The organism is Cellulophaga sp. L1A9 (assembly GCF_009797025.1).
GTDB lineage: Bacteria > Bacteroidota > Bacteroidia > Flavobacteriales > Flavobacteriaceae > Cellulophaga.
Genome location: NZ_CP047027.1, coordinates 4,843,108 through 4,861,039, shown reverse-complemented (window position 1 = coordinate 4,861,039; position 17,932 = coordinate 4,843,108). Strand labels below are relative to the sequence as shown.

Below are 17,932 nucleotides of genomic sequence, written 5' to 3'. Positions count from 1 at the left end.
TCGAATACGAATTTTATAGTAAAAAGGGTGTTCATTTGAACACCCTTTTTTTATTTCTCTTTGTCAAGTACAGCCAGCGCCAATCGGATTTTGAAATAGTCTAGTTGTTCTTCAAAATGATCAAAATAAGGTTTTAACGCTGCAGGTTTCTCTAGGACTATTTTAGCTTTTTTTACAGCTTCAACTTCACTCTTTGTTACAAAGTCATATATGTTAATAGGTTTACCATCTCCATATAATTTGGCAATATGTGAATAAACGGTAGTCGATTTTAAATTTCGTTTCTCAGAAATTTCATCAATGCTTAGGCCTTGTTGGTACAGTTCGTATGTTACTTTATGGGTATCTGTTTTTTTATCTTTCTTCTCTTTGTTAAAAGCGATGATTTCATTGATGAACAAATCTCCATAAACCTCTAATTTACGTTGACCGACACCACTTATTTCTAAGAATTCATCATCAGTCAGCGGTCTAGATTGTTCTATGGCTTGTAATGTAGCATCGCTAAAAATTAGATATGCAGGAATGTCTTCGTCTAAAGCAATCTTATGTCGCAATACACGTAAACGTTCAAATAAATCTCCTGTTTTCTTCTTTTTAGTAGATTTTTCTTTCGGATTTCCAATTTTCTCAATGGCTTCTATAGGCTTGGTTAATGAAACCTTAGCAGCTTTAAAAAGTACATTTTTAGAAAAAGCGGTTAGTTGTAAGGCATTGTGATTTTGAAATGCAATTTCAGCATACCCTTGATTAATTAATTGGATGATATAGTGTTGCCAATCTTTCCATGAAATATCATGTCCAATTCCGAAGGTTTTTATGCTTTCTAGTCCTTTTTCGATAATGGCAGCATTTTTAGCACCGCGCAAGACATCTATGATGACACCTGTAGCTTCGGATTCCTTTACTCTGGCAATTGTAGATAGTATTTTTTGGGCAATAACAGTTCCATCAAAAACTTGTGGTGGACTTTTACAAACATCACAATTGCCACAATTTTCAGCCAGTAGTTCTCCAAAATAACTCAATAGTATTTTTCGGCGGCAGGTAGTGGCCTCCGAAAATTGCTTCATGCGTTCAAGCTTGGCAATCTGTACTTCTTGGTTAGAGGCACCTTCTGTGAAACGTCTCAATTGTATTACATCAGCATAACTATGGAAAAGAAGAGCACTAGCGGCTAGCCCATCACGTCCGCCACGACCAATTTCTTGGTAATATCCTTCAATATTCTTTGGCATGTTATAGTGAATCACCCAGCGCACATTAGACTTGTCTATCCCCATACCAAAAGCAACAGTAGCACATACAATTTTAGTCTTGTCGAAAATAAAGTTTTCTTGCACTTTTGTACGCTCATCAAAACTAAGTCCGGCATGGTAAGCATCTGCTTTTAATCCTTTTGCTTTTAATTTACTGACCAACTGTTCTGTAGTTTTTCTACTCAAACAGTAAATAATTCCTGAAGACTTAGGTCTTTTATCAATAAAATTTAGAATCTGTTCTACCCTTCCATCGGCAGGTCTTACGGTAAGACTTATATTTTTTCTATCAAAAGAAGTAATAAATTGTTCTGCTTTTGTGATGTTTAATTGTGTTACAATATCTTGTCGCGTTGCTTTGTCGGCCGTTGCAGTTAATGCTATAATTGGCGTGTTCGGCATCTTTTTCTTTAGAAAACCTAATTGCTGATAAGAAGGCCTAAAATCATGACCCCATGAGGAGATACAATGCGCTTCATCAATCGCAATACAGCTAATATAGGTCTCATTCAATATATTGTCTAAGGCAGGCATGCTTTCAGGAGCTACATAAATTAGACGTAATTCAGATTTTGTAATCTTTGTAATAATCGCCTGTTGTTCCTCGCTTGACTGGCTGCTATTAAAGTAAGCAGCGGCAATACCATTGGCGTTACAACCATCTACTTGGTCTTTCATCAATGCGATTAAAGGAGAGACCACCAAAGTAGTTTTAGGGAAAATTAAAGACGGTAATTGAAAACAAATTGATTTTCCGCCCCCTGTAGGCATAATTACCAAGGCATCTTTTTGTTCTAAAACTGCAGAAATTATAGTTTCTTGTTGCGGTCGGAAACTATCGTAACCGAAATATTTTTTTAAGGTAGGGTGTAGTTGTTCTTTGTATTGGGTGAGTGACATAAAATAAAATCTATTTTGTAAAACTACGTGATTTATAAGATTGATAAAATAAAGAATTGAAATTTAGACTATAAATTGCCAAGCGATAAACCTACTTTTCTTGTTTCCTTGTTCCATTTCAATGGTTTGGTAACTGGCTTTGGCTTTACTTAATTGCTTGTATATTTTTGGTAGATTTTCACTTTTAGAAACTAAGCATGTAAACCAACCTACTTGATTTTTAAAGGATACACTTTGCTTAATCATTCTTTTAATAAAAAGAGCTTCTCCGCCATTGCACCAAAGTTCATTGGCTTGTCCTCCAAAATTTTGTTTAAAAGCAGAATCGGATTTTAAGTTTTTTAATTTTCTACGGGTACCAGAAATGGCTTCTTTCTCTGAAGCATGAAAGGGCGGATTGCAAAGGACAAAATCAAAATATTCTCCCTCTTTAATAATTCCGTTAAAAATATCAGCATTAGCCGCTTGTTTTCTAATTTCGATACTGTCTTTGAGTTGTTCAGAATTTTTTAAAGCAGATGCAACAGCAACGGAGTCAATATCGCTACCCACCATTTTCCATCCATAAATTTGTGTACCGAGTATTGGGTAAATACAATTGGCACCTGTGCCAACATCTAAACCTTTTATAGGAGCTTTGTTTTTTTTGGAAGCAATTAGATCAGAAATATGGTGAATATAATCTGCTCTTCCTGGTATTGGCGGGCATAAATAACCTTCTGGAAGTGTCCATGAGTCTATGCTATAATGATGTTTTAATAACGCTTTGTTAAGTTCTATTACCGCTTTTGGGTTGGAAAAATCAATACTTTCTGTGTTGTACTTATTTAAAATAACAAATTCGCCAAGTGGGTTATGGCTGTTTTTTAATGCTTGAAAATCGTAAGGAGCGCGGTGTAAATTTTTTGGATGCAAATTATATTTTTATCTTGCAAAGATAGGTATGTTAAGTTGCTATACAATGGCAAAGAAGAATACCATACCTTTGCAAAAATAAACTACTTTTTACCATGAGTTCTTTTGAAGATTTCAACTTAAAAAAACAACTAAATTACGCGATTGAAGATTTAAAATTTTCAGCTCCAACGCCTATTCAAGAAGCGGCTTTTTCTGTAGTTATGTCAGGCAAAGATATTGTTGGAATTGCACAAACAGGTACGGGGAAAACCATGGCGTATATGTTGCCAATATTGCAAGAAATAACATTTTCTAAGCAGGTACATCCAAGAGTATTAATTTTGGTGCCTACGCGAGAATTAGTACTGCAAGTTGTAGAGAATATAGAAAGTTTTGCTAAATATATAAATATTCGTGTTTTAGGAGTTTACGGCGGCACCAATATTAATACCCAAAAACAACAGTGCGCTCAAGGAACAGATATTTTGGTAGCAACACCAGGTAGGTTGTATGATTTAGCACTCTCTAAAGCGGTTAAATTAAAAGAAGTGAAAAAATTGGTTATTGATGAAGTTGATGTGATGCTTGATTTAGGCTTCCGTTTTCAGCTGATTAACCTTTTTGATTTATTGCCAGCAAGAAGGCAGAATATTATGTTTTCTGCAACTATGACTGATGATGTAGATGCTCTAATTGATGATTTTTTTACAGCTCCAGAAAAAGTTTCTATTGCAGTAAGTGGTACTCCGCTAGATAACATTAAGCAAGTTTGTTATGCTGTGCCTAATTTTTATACGAAAATTAATTTACTTATTCGCTTACTAAAAGATAAGGATACCTATCAGAAAGTATTGGTTTTTGTGAGTAATAAACGTTTTGCAGATAAAGTCTTTGAACAGATGGAAGTTGCTTTTGGTAATGAATCCTGTGTCATTCATTCCAATAAGACTCAGAATTACAGAATGCGTTCTATTCGTCAGTTTGACGAAGGTAAAAACCGTATTCTTGTAACCACAGATGTAATGGCTCGTGGTTTAGATTTAGATAAAATAACCCATGTCATTAATTTTGATACACCGAACTATCCTGAAAACTACATGCATAGAATTGGTAGATCGGGTAGGGCGGAACACCAAGGAAATTCCGTTTTGTTTTATACAGAAAAGGAAGCGCCTTTAAAGGAGGCTATTGAAGCCCTTATGGATTATGAGATTCCATTGTTGGCAATTCCTGAAAACGTTGAGATCTCAGAAGAACTGATTGCAGAAGAACGCCCAAGAATTATTGAAGCAGATAACCCAAATCAAAATACCTTAGATTCTCAAGGAAGTTTTCACGAAAAGAAAGAAAAGAATAAGAAAGAAAATCAAGGAGGATCTTACCAAAGGATTATAGCGCAAAAATATAAGAAGCCTCAAACGAGAGGGGATAAGAATTATAATAAGAGAAATAAGAAGAAATAGGGGAATAATGCCTATATTTAGTCCCAACGAATCTTATTCTACTTAATGATATCATACACAATAGCAGAAATTAATGCTGTTATAAACGGAGTTGTTTTAGGAAATACCTCTAACGAAATTAATGCTCCAGAGCAATTAGAAAAAGCAACAATTCATAATATTAGTTTTATTGGAAATCGTAAATATGCAAAGCTTTGGTCTTCTTCCAAAGCATCTGTAGCGGTTATCGATGAGAAAATAGCGCTAGAACCTGGAGACAATAGGGCGCTAATTAAAGTGAAGTGTGCCGATTTGGCAATGGCTCAAATTCTAGAATTTTTTAACCCAGGAATGCCTCAATTGGATGAAGAAATTCATCCGAATGCCGTAGTACATATTTCTGCAACCTTAGGTGCAAATGTACATCTAGGCGCCAATTGTTATATTGGAAAAAATGTGACCATTGGTGATGGTACCACAATATATCCCAACGTTACGGTGATGGATGATAGCACGATAGGGACGGGGTGTACCATCTGGTCAGGAACGGTTATTAGGGAACGAACAGTAATTGGCCATCAATGTATCTTTCATAGCAATGTGAGTATAGGATCTGACGGTTTTGGATTTAGACCAAGTCCGGACGGTAGAGGTTTGGTGAAAATTCCTCAAATAGGAAATGTGGTGATAGGTAATGGCGTTGAAATAGGTGCAAACTCTTGTGTAGACCGAGGTAAATTTAGTTCTACAATAATTGGAGACGGTACCAAAATAGACAATCTCGTACAAATAGGACATAATTCTGTATTAGGACGTTCTTGTATTATGGCAGGCCATAGTGGATTGGCAGGCTCTGTAACTTTAGGAGATGGTGTTATTATAGGAGGTAGTGCATCAATTAAAGATCATACTACTTTACATTCTGGTGTAACAGTAGGAGCTGGTTCTGGCGTTATGGGCGATGTAGCAGCAGGAAAAACGGTTTTAGGATATCCTGCATGTGATTCTAGAGATATGCTTAAACAGTGGGTGGCTTTGCGTAAATTAGGTAAAGGCGCATAGGTTTATAAATCATTCATCTACTTAAGTTCACTTTTAAACAAAAAACTCAATTGTTTTTTAGCAATAATTTGTATAGCCCTCTTAAAGGCTTTAATTTTGTACTCCCCCTAGAAAAGGATATTTATGACGGAGATAGCAACAGGCTTGCAAGAAAAAAAATCAGATAAAGAACTTTATAGCTACCAACAAGGAGCGATTAATAAAATTTTTGAAAAGTTCGATACTGCAGCAGATAATTATCACCTACTGTATCAACTGCCAACAGGAGGGGGAAAAACCGTTATTTTCTCCGAAATGGTACGGCAATATTTGAAAAACCATAAGAAGAAAGTTTTAGTGATGACACACCGTGTAGAGCTGTGTAACCAAACATCAACGATGCTTACTAATTTTGGGGTGCCAAATAAAGTGGTAAACAGTAAGGCTAATTTAGACGATCAAGAGCAATATATTTGCTTCGTTGCAATGGTGGAGACCTTGAACAATCGTTTAAATGATGGGAAACTAGATATATCTGATATCGGTTTGGTTATTATTGATGAAGCGCATTACAATTCTTTTACTAAACTATTTAAGTTTTTTGAGAACGCTTTTGTTCTTGGGGTAACGGCAACACCGTTGAGTTCTAGTAAGGAACTCCCAATGAAAGATAATTATGATGAACTGATTACAGGGGAGTCTATTCATTCTTTAATTGAAAATGAATTTTTAGCACGTGCTGAAGTTTTTCAGTATGATATGGGGTTAACCTCTCTTGAGGTAGGATCAAACGGTGATTATACCGTTAAATCATCTGAAGATCTGTATACGAGTCCTGCAATGTTGGATAAAACATTGCAAGCTTATTTAAAACATTCTAAAGGTAAAAAAGCATTAATATTTAATAACGGTATTAATACCTCTATTCAAATTTATTATACGTTTAAAGCAGCTGGTTTACCGGTAATGCATTTAGACAATACCGCAACAAAAAAACAGCGTAAGCAAATATTAAAATGGTTTAAAGAAACACCAGATGCTATTCTATCATCTGTAAGTATTTTAACCACAGGTTTTGATGAACCTACGATAGACACTATTATTCTTAACAGAGCAACTAAGTCTTTGACGCTTTACTATCAAATGATTGGTCGTGGTTCACGTATCCTAAATAATAAATCGGCTTTTAAAGTGATTGATTTAGGAAATAACTACCATAGATTTGGTCCTTGGGGAGCAGATTTAGATTGGCAAATGATTTTTAAGTCTCCTAACTTTTACATGGAGCGTCTTCAGAATGATGAGGATATAGAAAGTAACTTTAGACATGAAATGCCCGAAGAAATTCGTGTGCAATTTGCCAAGTCTGAAGAGGTTTATTTTGATATTAAAGAAGTCTACACGGATGCAACCTACAAAGGAGAATCTTCTAAAGTAGTTCTAGAGCGTTCTATAGAACAACACGGTAGAATTTGTATAGAAAATAGCGAAGATGTTTATGATGCCTTAGGTTTAGCGAAATTGCTAGATGAAGACATTGATTACAGAATACAGAGTTATGCAAAATGTATCAGTAGAAGTACTTTCAACTTTTTAAAATGGTTGAAAGATGATTATAAATTAAAATTAAACTCTTATTTACGTCAGAATTTTGATGAAGTTTTTGAAGAGATAAATGGATTTCCGCCAGAAGAATAAAAAATACTTAAACATTAAAAAAGCAGTAGTTATATTAATAACTACTGCTTTTTTGTTTTAGCATCATATCTGTCAAATTCTTAATGTGCTCCTTATTGGAATAATTCTAATTTTACCTGATCATAATAACTATCACTGATAGGGATTAAAGTATCGGTAATATAGAGGTCTCTCCCTTTTAAAGAAGTTACTTTTGTTTTATTCACGATATAAGATCGGTGAACACGCATAAATAGTGAAGCTGGAATTTGTTTTAGCAGTGATTTTAAGGACTGTAAACTCATTATTTTTTTATGCGCAGTGTAAAAAGTTACATACTCACTATCGCTTTTTATGTATAGTATATCTGCATATTTAATTTTATGAAGATCATAGCCAGATTTCACGGTAATACTATCCTCAATGCTTTCAGCGGGTTCAGCTTTACTTTTAACTTTGTTAACGGCAGTTAAAAAACGATTAAATGTAATGGGCTTTAATAAATAATCGACCACGTTTAGTTCATAGCCTTCTAAAGCGTATTCGGTATAAGCTGTTGTAAAAATAATATTGGTGTCAGCACCAATAATTTTAGCAAAATCGGTCCCATTTATAGCAGGCATTTGAATGTCTAAAAAAATTAGATCTATAGCAGAATTCTTAATTAAAGGCAAGGCTTCTAGAGCATTTTCATACTCTCCCATCAGTTCTAAATTGGGCGTATCTGAAATGTACTTTATAATTAAAGCTCTTGCTAATTCTTCATCATCTATGACTAGACATTTAATTTTACTCATTATAAATTTAGTTTTAAACTTACTTTGAAACTCTCAGGAAGATTTTCAATTATTAATTCATGCTTATTAGGGTACAAAATAGCTAATCTTTTCTTGACATTATCTAAGCCAATTCCTCCGACTTTATCTTTGTTTTCTACAAATTCAGATTTGCTATTTTCAACTTCAAAATAAATTTCATCGGCTTTACTGATCACTTTTATATGCAGAAAAGTACCTTCAACTTTTTCAATATTACTGTGTTTGAATGCATTTTCTACAAATGGAATCACGAGCATTGGGGCAATTAAAACTCCTTTAGCTTCTATTTCATATGTAGTCGTAATTGGATATTTTTTACTGCTTTTGGTTGTAAATAGCTTAATGTAATTTTCTATATAAGAGATTTCTTTGGTTAAAGGTACAAAAGCTTGTTCGCAATCATAAAGAACATAGCGCAACATATTGGCCAAATAACTAATAGATTCTTGAGTTTTTGTAGCACTAATCGCAGATAACGCGTAAATATTATTCAAGGTATTAAATAAAAAATGTGGATTAATCTGAGATTTTAATAATTTAAGCTCTGTTGCCAATCGCTCGTTATTATTTTTTATAGTTTCTTCTTCTTTCTTTTGGGCATAAAAAAGCGTTTCTAAAAAGGTGCCTAAGACTGCAGAAACAGCTAAAAGTAAAAAGTGGATTAAAAATTTTGAAGGGACGCCACCTCCAGGTGCTCGATCTATTATATTTTCTACGCCAGGCATCCTTGGTGGCATTCGCGGTGGTGGCATTGAAAAAATATTAGCACTTATATAGCTCCCTAAAACTATTGCTGTAAGTCCGATAATTAAGAATAATAAATATTTCTTTTGGAATAATAATTTAGGAGCTGCAAAAAATATAAGGCCCGCTAATAGTAGTATCTGAAAGAGAAGAGAAAGTAAGTTTTCCCTTAAAAAACCAAAGTCAAAACTTTGGGTAATCCATAGTACTAACCAGATAATAATCCATAATAAGGATTGAAATATAAATCTTTTTGTTGCTTTCATACCGCAAATAAAAGTAAAATAAAATTAGACCATTACGCATTTTGGGGGCGTATACTTTCTATAAATATTCATTTACTGATTAGGAGAAGCAATTAACTGATTAATATGCGTTGTTTATTGATTCGTAAAATATCGTTCACTTCTTTTTCTGAAATTTGAAATAGAATTAATACAAAAAAAAATTAAAACATGAAAAATAAAGTAATTCAATTAGGTGTATTGGGAGTTTTCTTATTAATGTTTTCTTGTGGCAACGCACAAGAGAAAGAAAAAGGAAAAAAGCCACCAACTTTTTCAGAACTTCTTGAAAAAATGGATAAGAATGAAGATGGTAAACTTTCTAAAGATGAAATAGAAGGACCTCTTAAAGACAATTTTGATGCCGTAGATACCGATGAAGATGGTTTCATAACAGAGGAAGAAATGAAAAATGCTCCTAAACCAGAACGCCCTAAACGCAACTAAACCCAAATAGTACTATTTTTAAAACAATACCATGAGGAAAAAGAAATTAGGATTTAAATATGTACCTGTAGCAGCAGGAGTCTTAAGCTTATTATTTGCTTTTACAGCTTGTAGTAGTGATAGTGAAAGTTCAGATGATACTGTTTCTGAAGATGTAGAAGATATAGAAGATGAAACGGTGACAGAATTGCATGCGGCATATGCTGCATTTAATACCGATGCAACTACCATTTATTTAGATGGGGCAAATGTGGTTATAGAAACTACAGGGTTGCCAGATCACGAAACTGTGTATTGGGGAGAAGGTGATGAACTTTATAGAGATGAGCCAGATGTATCTGTAACGGGAACAGAAAATGGAGGCGAGGGTACTACGATTTATTCTAATAACAATGCAACAACAATAACCGTAGACGCTACTCCTGATTTAACAGGTAGTACTGTAGAAACACAATTAAATACAATAGGTATTGCAGTAAGTGGTGCTTCAATTTTTAACGATCAAGAAGGTGCTGGAGATTTAGATCAAGCAGCACGCAGTTTAGATTGGACGGGGGCACACATAGGACCAGGAGTATATCATTATCATTTAGAACCAAAAGCGTTTACAAATGATGATTCTGAATTAGCTGGTATACTTTTAGATGGGGTTTTTCTTTATGGCAGAAAATGTGATGCTACAGGTGACTATCCTTCGGATTTAGATAGTTCTGGAGGGCATACTGCTACAACGCAATATACAGATGGAGCAGAAGAATACCATTATCATATTATTAATGAAGTATATTCTACTACAGGTTCTTATTTAGCTTTTGCAGGTCCTTATCAAGGGTATTAAATTAAATAATTTAAGTATTATGAAATCATTTTTTTTACTACTCCTTCTTTTATTTCTAGTTCAATGTTCGGAAAGACCTTCGAAGAATATAGCAAGTACTGTAGATAGCAGTATGAATGAAGTTGAACCGCCCAAGGTGGTTGATAGTTTGGTGGTGTTAAAAACCGAATTGATTCTAGATCCATTAAAAGGGGTTTGGTCTTATGATCAAAAACCATTTAATGGGTATGCAGTTAAATATTATTCCAATGGAACCATACGAGAAAAACTTGGATTTATTAACGGCAAAAGAGAAGGAGTAGCGAAAAGATGGTCTGAAAATGCCATATTGCGGTGGCAGTCTCATTATGAGCATAATAAGTTAGTAGGCTCCTACAAAACATGGTGGGAGAATGGTGTCTTGGCAGAAGAATCTATCTATGAAAATGGATTTTTGCAAGGTGTTCAAAAGCAATGGCATGAAAACGGACAATTGTCTAAATTACGCAGGTTAGAACAAGGGAAAGAAAATGGCATGCAACAGGCTTGGTTAAAAAATGGTACCTTATATGTTAATTATGAAGCTAAAAATGGTCGTGTATTTGGATTAAAACGTGCAAATTTATGTTATCAATTAGAAGATGAAGTTGTTATCAAAACTGATTCTATAAAAAAATAAGCTTATGAAAAAGTATATAGCTCTGTTGTTTTTTGTGGCTTTTATAAGTTGTAATGAAAAAATAAAAAAAGAAGATATTAAGGTAGAAGAAACCAGTAGAGTAGAAAGTTTACCTTACTATAATGAAAAATCTTTTACCCCACATTGGATTACGCCAAACACGCCAGAAGAACAGGCCTTTCATAAAATTCCTGATTTTAAACTGGTGAATCAGTTGGGAGATACGCTTACACAGAAAAATTTTGATGCTAAGATTTATATCACAGATTTTTTCTTTACCAGTTGCCCTGGTATTTGTCCGCAAATGACCAATAGTATGGTGGGACTTCAAGAAAAGTTTAAAGATGATGACGCAATAGTGTTCTTATCACATTCGGTGACACCAACGATAGACACGGTTAAAGAACTTAAAATATATGCAGATAGGTTTGGGGTTATAGCCAATAAATGGCATTTAGTAACAGGTGATAAATCGGAGATTTATAATTTAGGAAGAAATGAATATTTTGTAGAGAATGATTTAGGAACTCCTAAAGATATTAATGACTTTTTACATTCAGAAAATTTTTTATTGATAGATAAAAACAAACATATCAGAGGTATTTATAATGGTTTGAATAGGGCATCTATGGCGCAGTTATTAGTAGATGTAAAAGCCTTAGAAAATGAAGGGTAAATATCATAAGGAAAAAATTCTAGCCTTTAAATTCAAGGTTTTAATTACAAATGGATGGAGAAATTAATTTTTTCATCCATTTTTTTGTCTAAAAAGTGCCTAAGACGTTAAGATTTTATAAAAAAATCGCAATATTTTCTTTGAACCATTTTACAACCCATAAGTTTGCATCAAATTAAAGTTGAAATTTACAAATATCACAAAATTATGAGTAAAGTAAAGGAGAATGATACGGTTCAAGTACATTATACTGGAAAACTAAACAACGGAGAAATATTTGATAGCTCTTTAGAAAGAGAACCAATAAAAGTAACACTAGGTCAAAAAAGTTTGATCCCTGGTTTTGAAAATGGTTTGATAGACATGGCAGTTAATGAAAAGAAAACGGTAGTTATCCCTTCAGCGGAAGCATACGGTGAAATTAATAAAGAATTATTTCAAAGTGTTCCTAGAGCAGACTTACCAGAAGATATCAAGCCTGAAGTAGGTATGGGTCTTATGGCTAAAAATGCGGATGGTAGTGAGCGCCAATTACGAGTAGTAGAAGTTAAAGAGGATGCTATTATCATTGATGCAAACCACCCTTTAGCAGGACAAGAACTTACTTTTGAATTGGAAGTTGTTGCTATTGGATAATTTTTTTTAAACAAGAAATCCATAAAAGAACTTTGGTCGTATATGACTATATACAACAGAAAGTTCTTGCGGAAATGTTTACATAAAATAAAAAGACCAGTCATTTGACTGGTCTTTTTTGGTTTAGTTTGGAATTCTTTGAGTTGTGAATTACAATTTTTAAAAAATAATATATAATTATTGCGTTATCATTTTAGTATGATGCCATAGAAATTACGGCTAATAATACTAGAAATAAGAGTATAGATTTTCTCATAGATTTATATTTAATGGTTTATACGACCAAGATTGACATTTATATGGGCACTTGAAATTTAATTAGTTCCAAAGTCAAAATTTTCGACAAACCGCAGATTACTATATAATTAGACTATTTTAACCGTTGATACCCGTAATCGAAAATTATCAGCATAATAAATAGGGGTAAAACCAATTAATTAATGTAGTTTCGCGCCTGATTTTGAAAAAGTTAAGAGAATGAAACGCATCAACGAGTATAAAAAATTGTTTTCTGTTGAAAATGAGATTGATTTAAAAGGTTTGAAGAATACATACCGTGGTTTAGTTAAACAATGGCACCCAGATAAATTTCTTGAAGGTGATGCTCAAAAAGAAGAGGCAGAGCTAAAAAGTAGACAAATTATAGATGGTTATCATTTTTTGGTAAGTATTGCACCTGAAACAAAAGCTGCTAATTTAGAGGAATACACTAGATTAACAAATGAATCTGGTATATCAGATTTTCAACATAAAGGTTTGTTGTTAGAGATTACTTTTTTAGATGGTTCTACGTATGAGTATTTTGGTGTTCCAAAAACGATCTATGTAAAATTAATTAACTCTCCAAAACAATATCGTTTTGCAAAAAGGAGTATTTTTAATAGCTACATCTACCGTAAGTCTAAAAAGACATTACAAGAGGCATAAATTATTTGCTTAATATATGTACAGAATAACCTTGTAATTTAATTGCAAGGTTATTTTTTTGCTTAATTTTCATCAGTTTTTAATCTATAAATTATGTAAGCTTTAAAATAATGAATCTAAAATAAATGAGACGTTGCATAGAACTAAATAGGCTAATTCATGAATTTTTAGAAACTTATTCTTAATCTTGTAGTCAACTTTAAAATGATGGCGTTCGTATGGCAAAGTCTTCAAATACGGTATTAATAATTCTAGCTTTTTTTGCCATTTATGTAATATGGGGATCTACCTATTTACTAAATAAAATAGCAGTAACAGAATTGCCTGCATATATGCTTGCCGGAATACGTTTTACAACTGCGGGACTTTTAATTTTCGGGATATGTAAAGTATCAGGAATCACTATAATGGTGACCTTAAAACAATTCAGAAATAGTTTTATCGCAGGGTTTTTATTTCTAACCTTCGGGAATGGTGTTTTTGTTTGGGGACTAAAATATGTAGACAGCAGTTTTGCAGCCTTAGAAGTAGCTGCAATGCCCCTAATTGTTTTAATTTTAATGCGTGTTGTAGATGGGAAAAAAATACAACCCATGTCTGTCGTAGGAGTCATCTTAGGTGTTATTGGTATTTATTTATTGGTCAGTCAGAAACAAATTGTTCAGCAAGAAGAATCTTTATTAGGAATGATTATTATCTTCTTTTGTGTATTAGGCTGGTCTACAGGAAGTTTATTTGTCTCTAAGGCAGAACTTCCGCAGAGTTACTTAGTGAATACCGCATATCAAATGGTTACCGCAGGTATTACTTTGGGAATAACAAGCTTGGTTTTAGGTGAAAACTGGTCGTGGCCAAGCACTTGGAGCGGACCTGTTCAATTATCCATGGGGCTTCTAATTATTTTAGGAAGTATTGTCGCCTTTTCAGCATTTAATTTTTTATTAAAAACCGTATCTCCTGAGAAAGTAGCCACCTCTAGTTATGTAAACCCTGTTATTGCATTGCTCTTAGGGTGGTATGTTTTAGATGAGAATATAACGAGTCAATCTATAATGGCAGCAGCTATTTTATTAACGGGAGTTTATTTTATTAATACGAAGAAAAAACTAGTCATGTTTTCTCGTTTTAGAGGGAAACTCAAGAATAGATCAGAAGTTATTAAGTAACTCGTTTAAAAAACAAAAAAGGATGTCTTTAGCTCTTAAACTTTTTAGCATTTCTATATTTATGATGATGTTAAGCGCATGTACGCAGCCTAAACAATCATTGTTTAATGGAAAAGATTTATCAGGTTGGCATGAAGATATACCTGTAAAAGATAGCGTAAAGGATGCACAAAGTCCTTTTATAGTAAGAGATGGGAACCTAGTGAGTTTAGGAGAACCCAGAGGGCATTTGATTACCGATAAAATGTATGCCAATTACAGATTAGACATAAAGTATCGATTTGTCAATGAACCAGGGAATTGCGGAATACTTGTTCATGCTTCTACACCGAGAGCTTTATATGGCATGTTTCCAAAGTCTATGGAAGTACAAATGGAACATGAAAACGCAGGAGATTTCTGGTGTATTCAAATGAATATCGTTACAGAAGATATGATACTTCGTCGAGGTCCAAAAAAAGAATGGGGCATTGTAGAAGGTAAAGCGCGTAGAATTAAAAATTTAACCGAAGGATCAGAACACGCTTTAGGAGCATGGAACACCATGACTATAGAATGTTTTGAAGATAAAATTAAAGTCTGGGTGAATGGAGATTTTGTAAATTATGGCTACAATACAGACGAAACTAGCGGTCAGATTGCTATTCAAGCTGAAGGGGCAGAAGTAGAATTCAGAACCTTAGACATAACACCAATTACAAAACTCACGGAGTAGCATTATAAAAGCGAGTCTAGTTTTTGCACCGCTCCGGGTTGCATATTTTCAAGATATTGTGAGCCTATTCTAATGCGGATTAATCGCAAGGTGGGATAACCCACAGCTGCAGTCATTTTTCGCACTTGCCTAAACTTTCCTTCTGTTATTGTTATACTAATCCAAGAGTTGGGACGATGCGTTCCAATACGTAATTTTTTATCAGGTTCAGAAAGAACAGGAGCTTCTTCTAGTATTTTTACTTTACACGGTTTTGTAATGTGTTTTTTTCCTGAGAAGCCAATAATAACTCCTCGTTCCAATTGTTGCACTTCTTCCATTGTTATTTCGCCATCCAATTGGGCAAGATATTCCTTTTCAATACCAGATTGATTTATCAAATCACTCAATTTTCCATCCGTGGTAAGTAATAATAAACCTTCCGATTTTTCATCCAAACGTCCTACGGGCATTATTCCTTCGGGAAAAGCGTGCAAGGCTCCCAAGAAACGCTTTGTTCGTGCTTCTTTGGTATCATTGGAGATAAACTGACTCAACATACCAAAAGGCTTGTAAATCTTGTAATAGAGGTTCTTTTTCATTTGAAGAATTAAAGATACAACAGAAAGTAATTTTTAGACAAAATAGTTGAAAAGAAGATTTTGCGTAGCTGTGCTATCTACATTTTAATTTTTTTTAGGTGGAATAGTAATTATAAAGTACCGAGCTGCGATGGTCCTAAAATCATCTAAAAAGGTTGAAAATCTTGTTTGAAGGTGTAAAATTAAAAAGCCCTGCAAACATTAAATTTACAGGGCTTTTTATACAATGAATTTATTTTCTTATTTCAAGGCTTCTAATAATTTTTCAGCTACTTTTTCTGAAGAAGCAGGATTTTGACCTGTGATTAAGTTTCCGTCTTGAATAGCATAAGCTCCCCAATCTGCTCCGCTAGAATAAACACCACCGTTTTCAATAAGCATATTTTCAACTAAAAAAGGAACTACATCCGTTAATTGTACTGCTGATTCTTCTGAATTAGTAAAACCAGTTACTTTTTTACCTTTTACAAGGGGCGTTCTTCCGTCAACATCTTTAACACTTTTTAATGCTGCTGGTGCATGACATACAAAGGCGATAGGTTTCTTTTGTTTATTGAAGGTTTCAATAAGCGCAATAGACGTTTCGTCATTTGCTAAATCCCATAAAGGTCCGTGACCACCTGGATAGAAAACAGCATCAAAATCATCTGGATTCATATCCGATAATTTTTTAGTATTCGCTATTCTTTCTTTAGCCTCTGCGTCTTTATTATAACGTTCTGTATCTTCCGTAGCAGCATCTGGTGAGTCACTACTAGGGTCAATGGGTGCTGCTCCTCCTTTTGGGGTAGCAATAGTAATTGCTACACCTTTATCTAATAAAGTATAATATGGGTTTGCAAATTCTTCAACCCAAAATCCTGTTTTTTTTCCTGTATCTCCTAATTTATCGTGAGATGTTAATACAAATAGTACTTTCATTTTATCTTCTTTTTTAGTTGTTATTGTTTCTTCTGAACTTTTTTCAGAAGCTTGTTTATTTTCATTTTTGCAGGCAGAACTGGTAATTATACTCAGTACCAATACTGCAGATTTTATGTAATTCATTGAAAACGATTAATAGGCCATTTTTACAATTTTTTCTGCGTCTTGTGGAGTTAACGCTTGGCGTTCTCCTAATCCTAACCATCCACGATCTGTGAAACGTTTAGAAATTTCTTCGGCAGTACCTTCAAATTTATCTGTGTATTCAGATAGTTTTGTTTTGATTCCTAATTGGTGGAAAAAAGCTTCCGTCTTCTCAATTCCAGCATAAGCCTTATCATCCATACTTCCCGCTGTAATATTCCAAACACGTTCTGCATACTGCGCTAATTTTTCTTTCTTAGCTTCAAAATTGTATTTGTAATGGCTTGGAGCAACTACAGCTAAAGTTCTTGCATGATCAATACCAAATAAAGCAGTTAATTCATGCCCCATCATGTGTACAGCCCAATCTCCAGGAACACCTTGTTGAATTAATCCGTTTAAAGCCATGGTACAACTCCACATAAAGTTGGCACCAGCTTCGTAATCTGTTGGATCTTTAATTACTTTAGGTCCTACTTCAATTAAGGTTTGTAAAATACTTTCTGCGAATCTATCTTGTAACAAACCACCAGCAGGGTAGGTCATATACTGTTCTAAAACATGAGTAAAAGCATCGGTAACTCCATTTGCCAATTGGCGTTCAGGTATAGAGGCAATTACTAATGGATCTAAGATAGAGAAGGTAGGGAATAGTGCTGGTCCGCCCATAGCTAATTTCTCTTTCGTTTCTTCTCTTGTTATCACGAGTCCAGAATTCATTTCAGAACCCGTTGCAGGTAAGGTAAGAACAGTTCCAAAAGGCATCCCTTTTGTTGGGCGCTCTTTATTCTTTAGCATTTCCCATGGTTCTACTCCTTCATATACTGCCGCTGCAGCTAAAAATTTAGTCCCGTCAATTACAGAACCACCACCAACGGCTAATAAGTAGGTGATTTTTTCCTCTTTTATTACTTTTAAGGCATCCATTAAGACGGCATACTCCGGATTTGCAGGAATTCCGCCAAATTCAACAAGGTCAACCTTAGCTAATGCAGTTTTCACTTGCTCGTAAATACCATTCTTTTTAATACTTCCGCCACCATAAAGCATAAGTACCTTAGCGTCAGCAGGAATTTCTGCTGTTAATTTCCCAATAGTATCCTTTCCAAAAATTATTTTAGTAGGATTCTTATATTCAAAATTATTCATAGCTTTTTT

The 17,932-nt window shown here is 34.1% G+C and carries 18 protein-coding genes; 11 read left to right on the top strand and 7 right to left on the bottom strand.

The features are described from left to right. Positions 1-50: 50 nt before the first annotated feature. A complete protein-coding gene (gene recQ, locus GQR94_RS21430) occupies positions 51-2,159 on the bottom strand; it encodes a DNA helicase RecQ (protein WP_158979067.1) in 2,109 nt (702 codons plus the stop codon). A 63-nt stretch (positions 2,160-2,222) separates the two neighbouring features. Beyond that, positions 2,223-3,074, bottom strand: a complete 852-nt coding sequence (gene rlmF / locus GQR94_RS21425) for a 23S rRNA (adenine(1618)-N(6))-methyltransferase RlmF (protein WP_158979065.1) — start codon at positions 3,072-3,074, stop codon at positions 2,223-2,225. A gap of 95 nt (positions 3,075-3,169) precedes the next feature. Between rlmF and GQR94_RS21420 the strand changes: the two genes are divergently transcribed. The 3 genes from GQR94_RS21420 (at position 3,170) to GQR94_RS21410 (ending at position 7,237) form a co-directional block, all read left to right on the top strand. After that, positions 3,170-4,519: a DEAD/DEAH box helicase gene (locus tag GQR94_RS21420; protein ID WP_158979063.1), complete on the top strand. Its 1,350-nt coding sequence runs from the start codon at positions 3,170-3,172 to the stop codon at positions 4,517-4,519. Between the two features lie 45 nt (positions 4,520-4,564). Beyond that, positions 4,565-5,560 carry a UDP-3-O-(3-hydroxymyristoyl)glucosamine N-acyltransferase gene (lpxD, locus tag GQR94_RS21415; RefSeq protein ID WP_158979060.1) on the top strand — a complete coding sequence of 332 codons (996 nt, stop codon included), beginning with the start codon at positions 4,565-4,567 and terminating at the stop codon, positions 5,558-5,560. Positions 5,561-5,683: 123 nt separating this feature from the next. After that, complete coding sequence (locus tag GQR94_RS21410; RefSeq protein WP_158979058.1) at positions 5,684-7,237, top strand: DEAD/DEAH box helicase; 1,554 nt, start codon at positions 5,684-5,686, stop codon at positions 7,235-7,237. Positions 7,238-7,329: 92 nt separating this feature from the next. Here the strand turns inward: GQR94_RS21410 and GQR94_RS21405 are convergent, their stop codons facing one another. After that, positions 7,330-8,013, bottom strand: coding sequence for a LytTR family DNA-binding domain-containing protein (locus GQR94_RS21405; protein ID WP_158979057.1), 684 nt, complete (start codon positions 8,011-8,013; stop codon positions 7,330-7,332). After that, positions 8,013-9,044, bottom strand: a complete 1,032-nt coding sequence (locus GQR94_RS21400) for a sensor histidine kinase (protein WP_158979055.1) — start codon at positions 9,042-9,044, stop codon at positions 8,013-8,015. Before GQR94_RS21400 ends, GQR94_RS21405 begins: the two co-directional genes overlap by 1 nt. 189 nt (positions 9,045-9,233) lie before the next feature. On the opposite strand from GQR94_RS21400, the gene GQR94_RS21395 reads away from it, so the two are divergent. The 8 genes from GQR94_RS21395 to GQR94_RS21360 all read left to right on the top strand — a co-directional run bounded on the left by GQR94_RS21395 (position 9,234) and on the right by GQR94_RS21360 (position 15,125). Then, positions 9,234-9,509, top strand: a complete 276-nt coding sequence (locus GQR94_RS21395) for an EF-hand domain-containing protein (protein WP_158979053.1) — start codon at positions 9,234-9,236, stop codon at positions 9,507-9,509. A gap of 31 nt (positions 9,510-9,540) precedes the next feature. Beyond that, complete coding sequence (locus GQR94_RS21390; protein WP_158979051.1) at positions 9,541-10,347, top strand: YHYH protein; 807 nt, start codon at positions 9,541-9,543, stop codon at positions 10,345-10,347. Positions 10,348-10,366: 19 nt separating this feature from the next. Beyond that, entirely contained in the window at positions 10,367-11,005 is a 639-nt protein-coding gene (locus GQR94_RS21385; protein WP_158979049.1) for a toxin-antitoxin system YwqK family antitoxin, read from the top strand. Positions 11,006-11,009: 4 nt separating this feature from the next. Next, complete coding sequence (locus GQR94_RS21380) at positions 11,010-11,681, top strand: SCO family protein (RefSeq protein WP_158979047.1); 672 nt, start codon at positions 11,010-11,012, stop codon at positions 11,679-11,681. Positions 11,682-11,888: 207 nt separating this feature from the next. Beyond that, entirely contained in the window at positions 11,889-12,317 is a 429-nt protein-coding gene (locus GQR94_RS21375) for a peptidylprolyl isomerase (RefSeq protein ID WP_158979045.1), read from the top strand. Between the two features lie 477 nt (positions 12,318-12,794). Further along, the gene (locus GQR94_RS21370) at positions 12,795-13,244 is read left to right on the top strand and encodes a KTSC domain-containing protein (protein ID WP_158979043.1); all 450 of its coding nucleotides are present in this window, start codon (positions 12,795-12,797) and stop codon (positions 13,242-13,244) included. 218 nt (positions 13,245-13,462) lie between these two features. Beyond that, positions 13,463-14,410 (top strand): EamA family transporter, encoded by a 948-nt coding sequence (locus GQR94_RS21365; protein ID WP_158979042.1) that lies wholly within the window; start codon positions 13,463-13,465, stop codon positions 14,408-14,410. A gap of 22 nt (positions 14,411-14,432) precedes the next feature. Continuing rightward, positions 14,433-15,125 carry a DUF1080 domain-containing protein gene (locus GQR94_RS21360; RefSeq protein ID WP_158979041.1) on the top strand — a complete coding sequence of 231 codons (693 nt, stop codon included), beginning with the start codon at positions 14,433-14,435 and terminating at the stop codon, positions 15,123-15,125. Between the two features lie 2 nt (positions 15,126-15,127). Here GQR94_RS21360 and GQR94_RS21355 read toward each other — a convergent pair whose 3' ends face one another. The 3 genes from GQR94_RS21355 to GQR94_RS21345 all read right to left on the bottom strand — a co-directional run bounded on the left by GQR94_RS21355 (position 15,128) and on the right by GQR94_RS21345 (position 17,923). After that, positions 15,128-15,706 (bottom strand): pseudouridine synthase, encoded by a 579-nt coding sequence (locus GQR94_RS21355; RefSeq protein WP_158979039.1) that lies wholly within the window; start codon positions 15,704-15,706, stop codon positions 15,128-15,130. A 240-nt stretch (positions 15,707-15,946) separates the two neighbouring features. Continuing rightward, positions 15,947-16,753 (bottom strand): type 1 glutamine amidotransferase domain-containing protein, encoded by an 807-nt coding sequence (locus tag GQR94_RS21350; RefSeq protein ID WP_199271506.1) that lies wholly within the window; start codon positions 16,751-16,753, stop codon positions 15,947-15,949. 9 nt (positions 16,754-16,762) lie between these two features. Further along, positions 16,763-17,923 (bottom strand): iron-containing alcohol dehydrogenase, encoded by a 1,161-nt coding sequence (locus tag GQR94_RS21345; RefSeq protein WP_158979037.1) that lies wholly within the window; start codon positions 17,921-17,923, stop codon positions 16,763-16,765. Positions 17,924-17,932 lie beyond the last annotated feature (9 nt).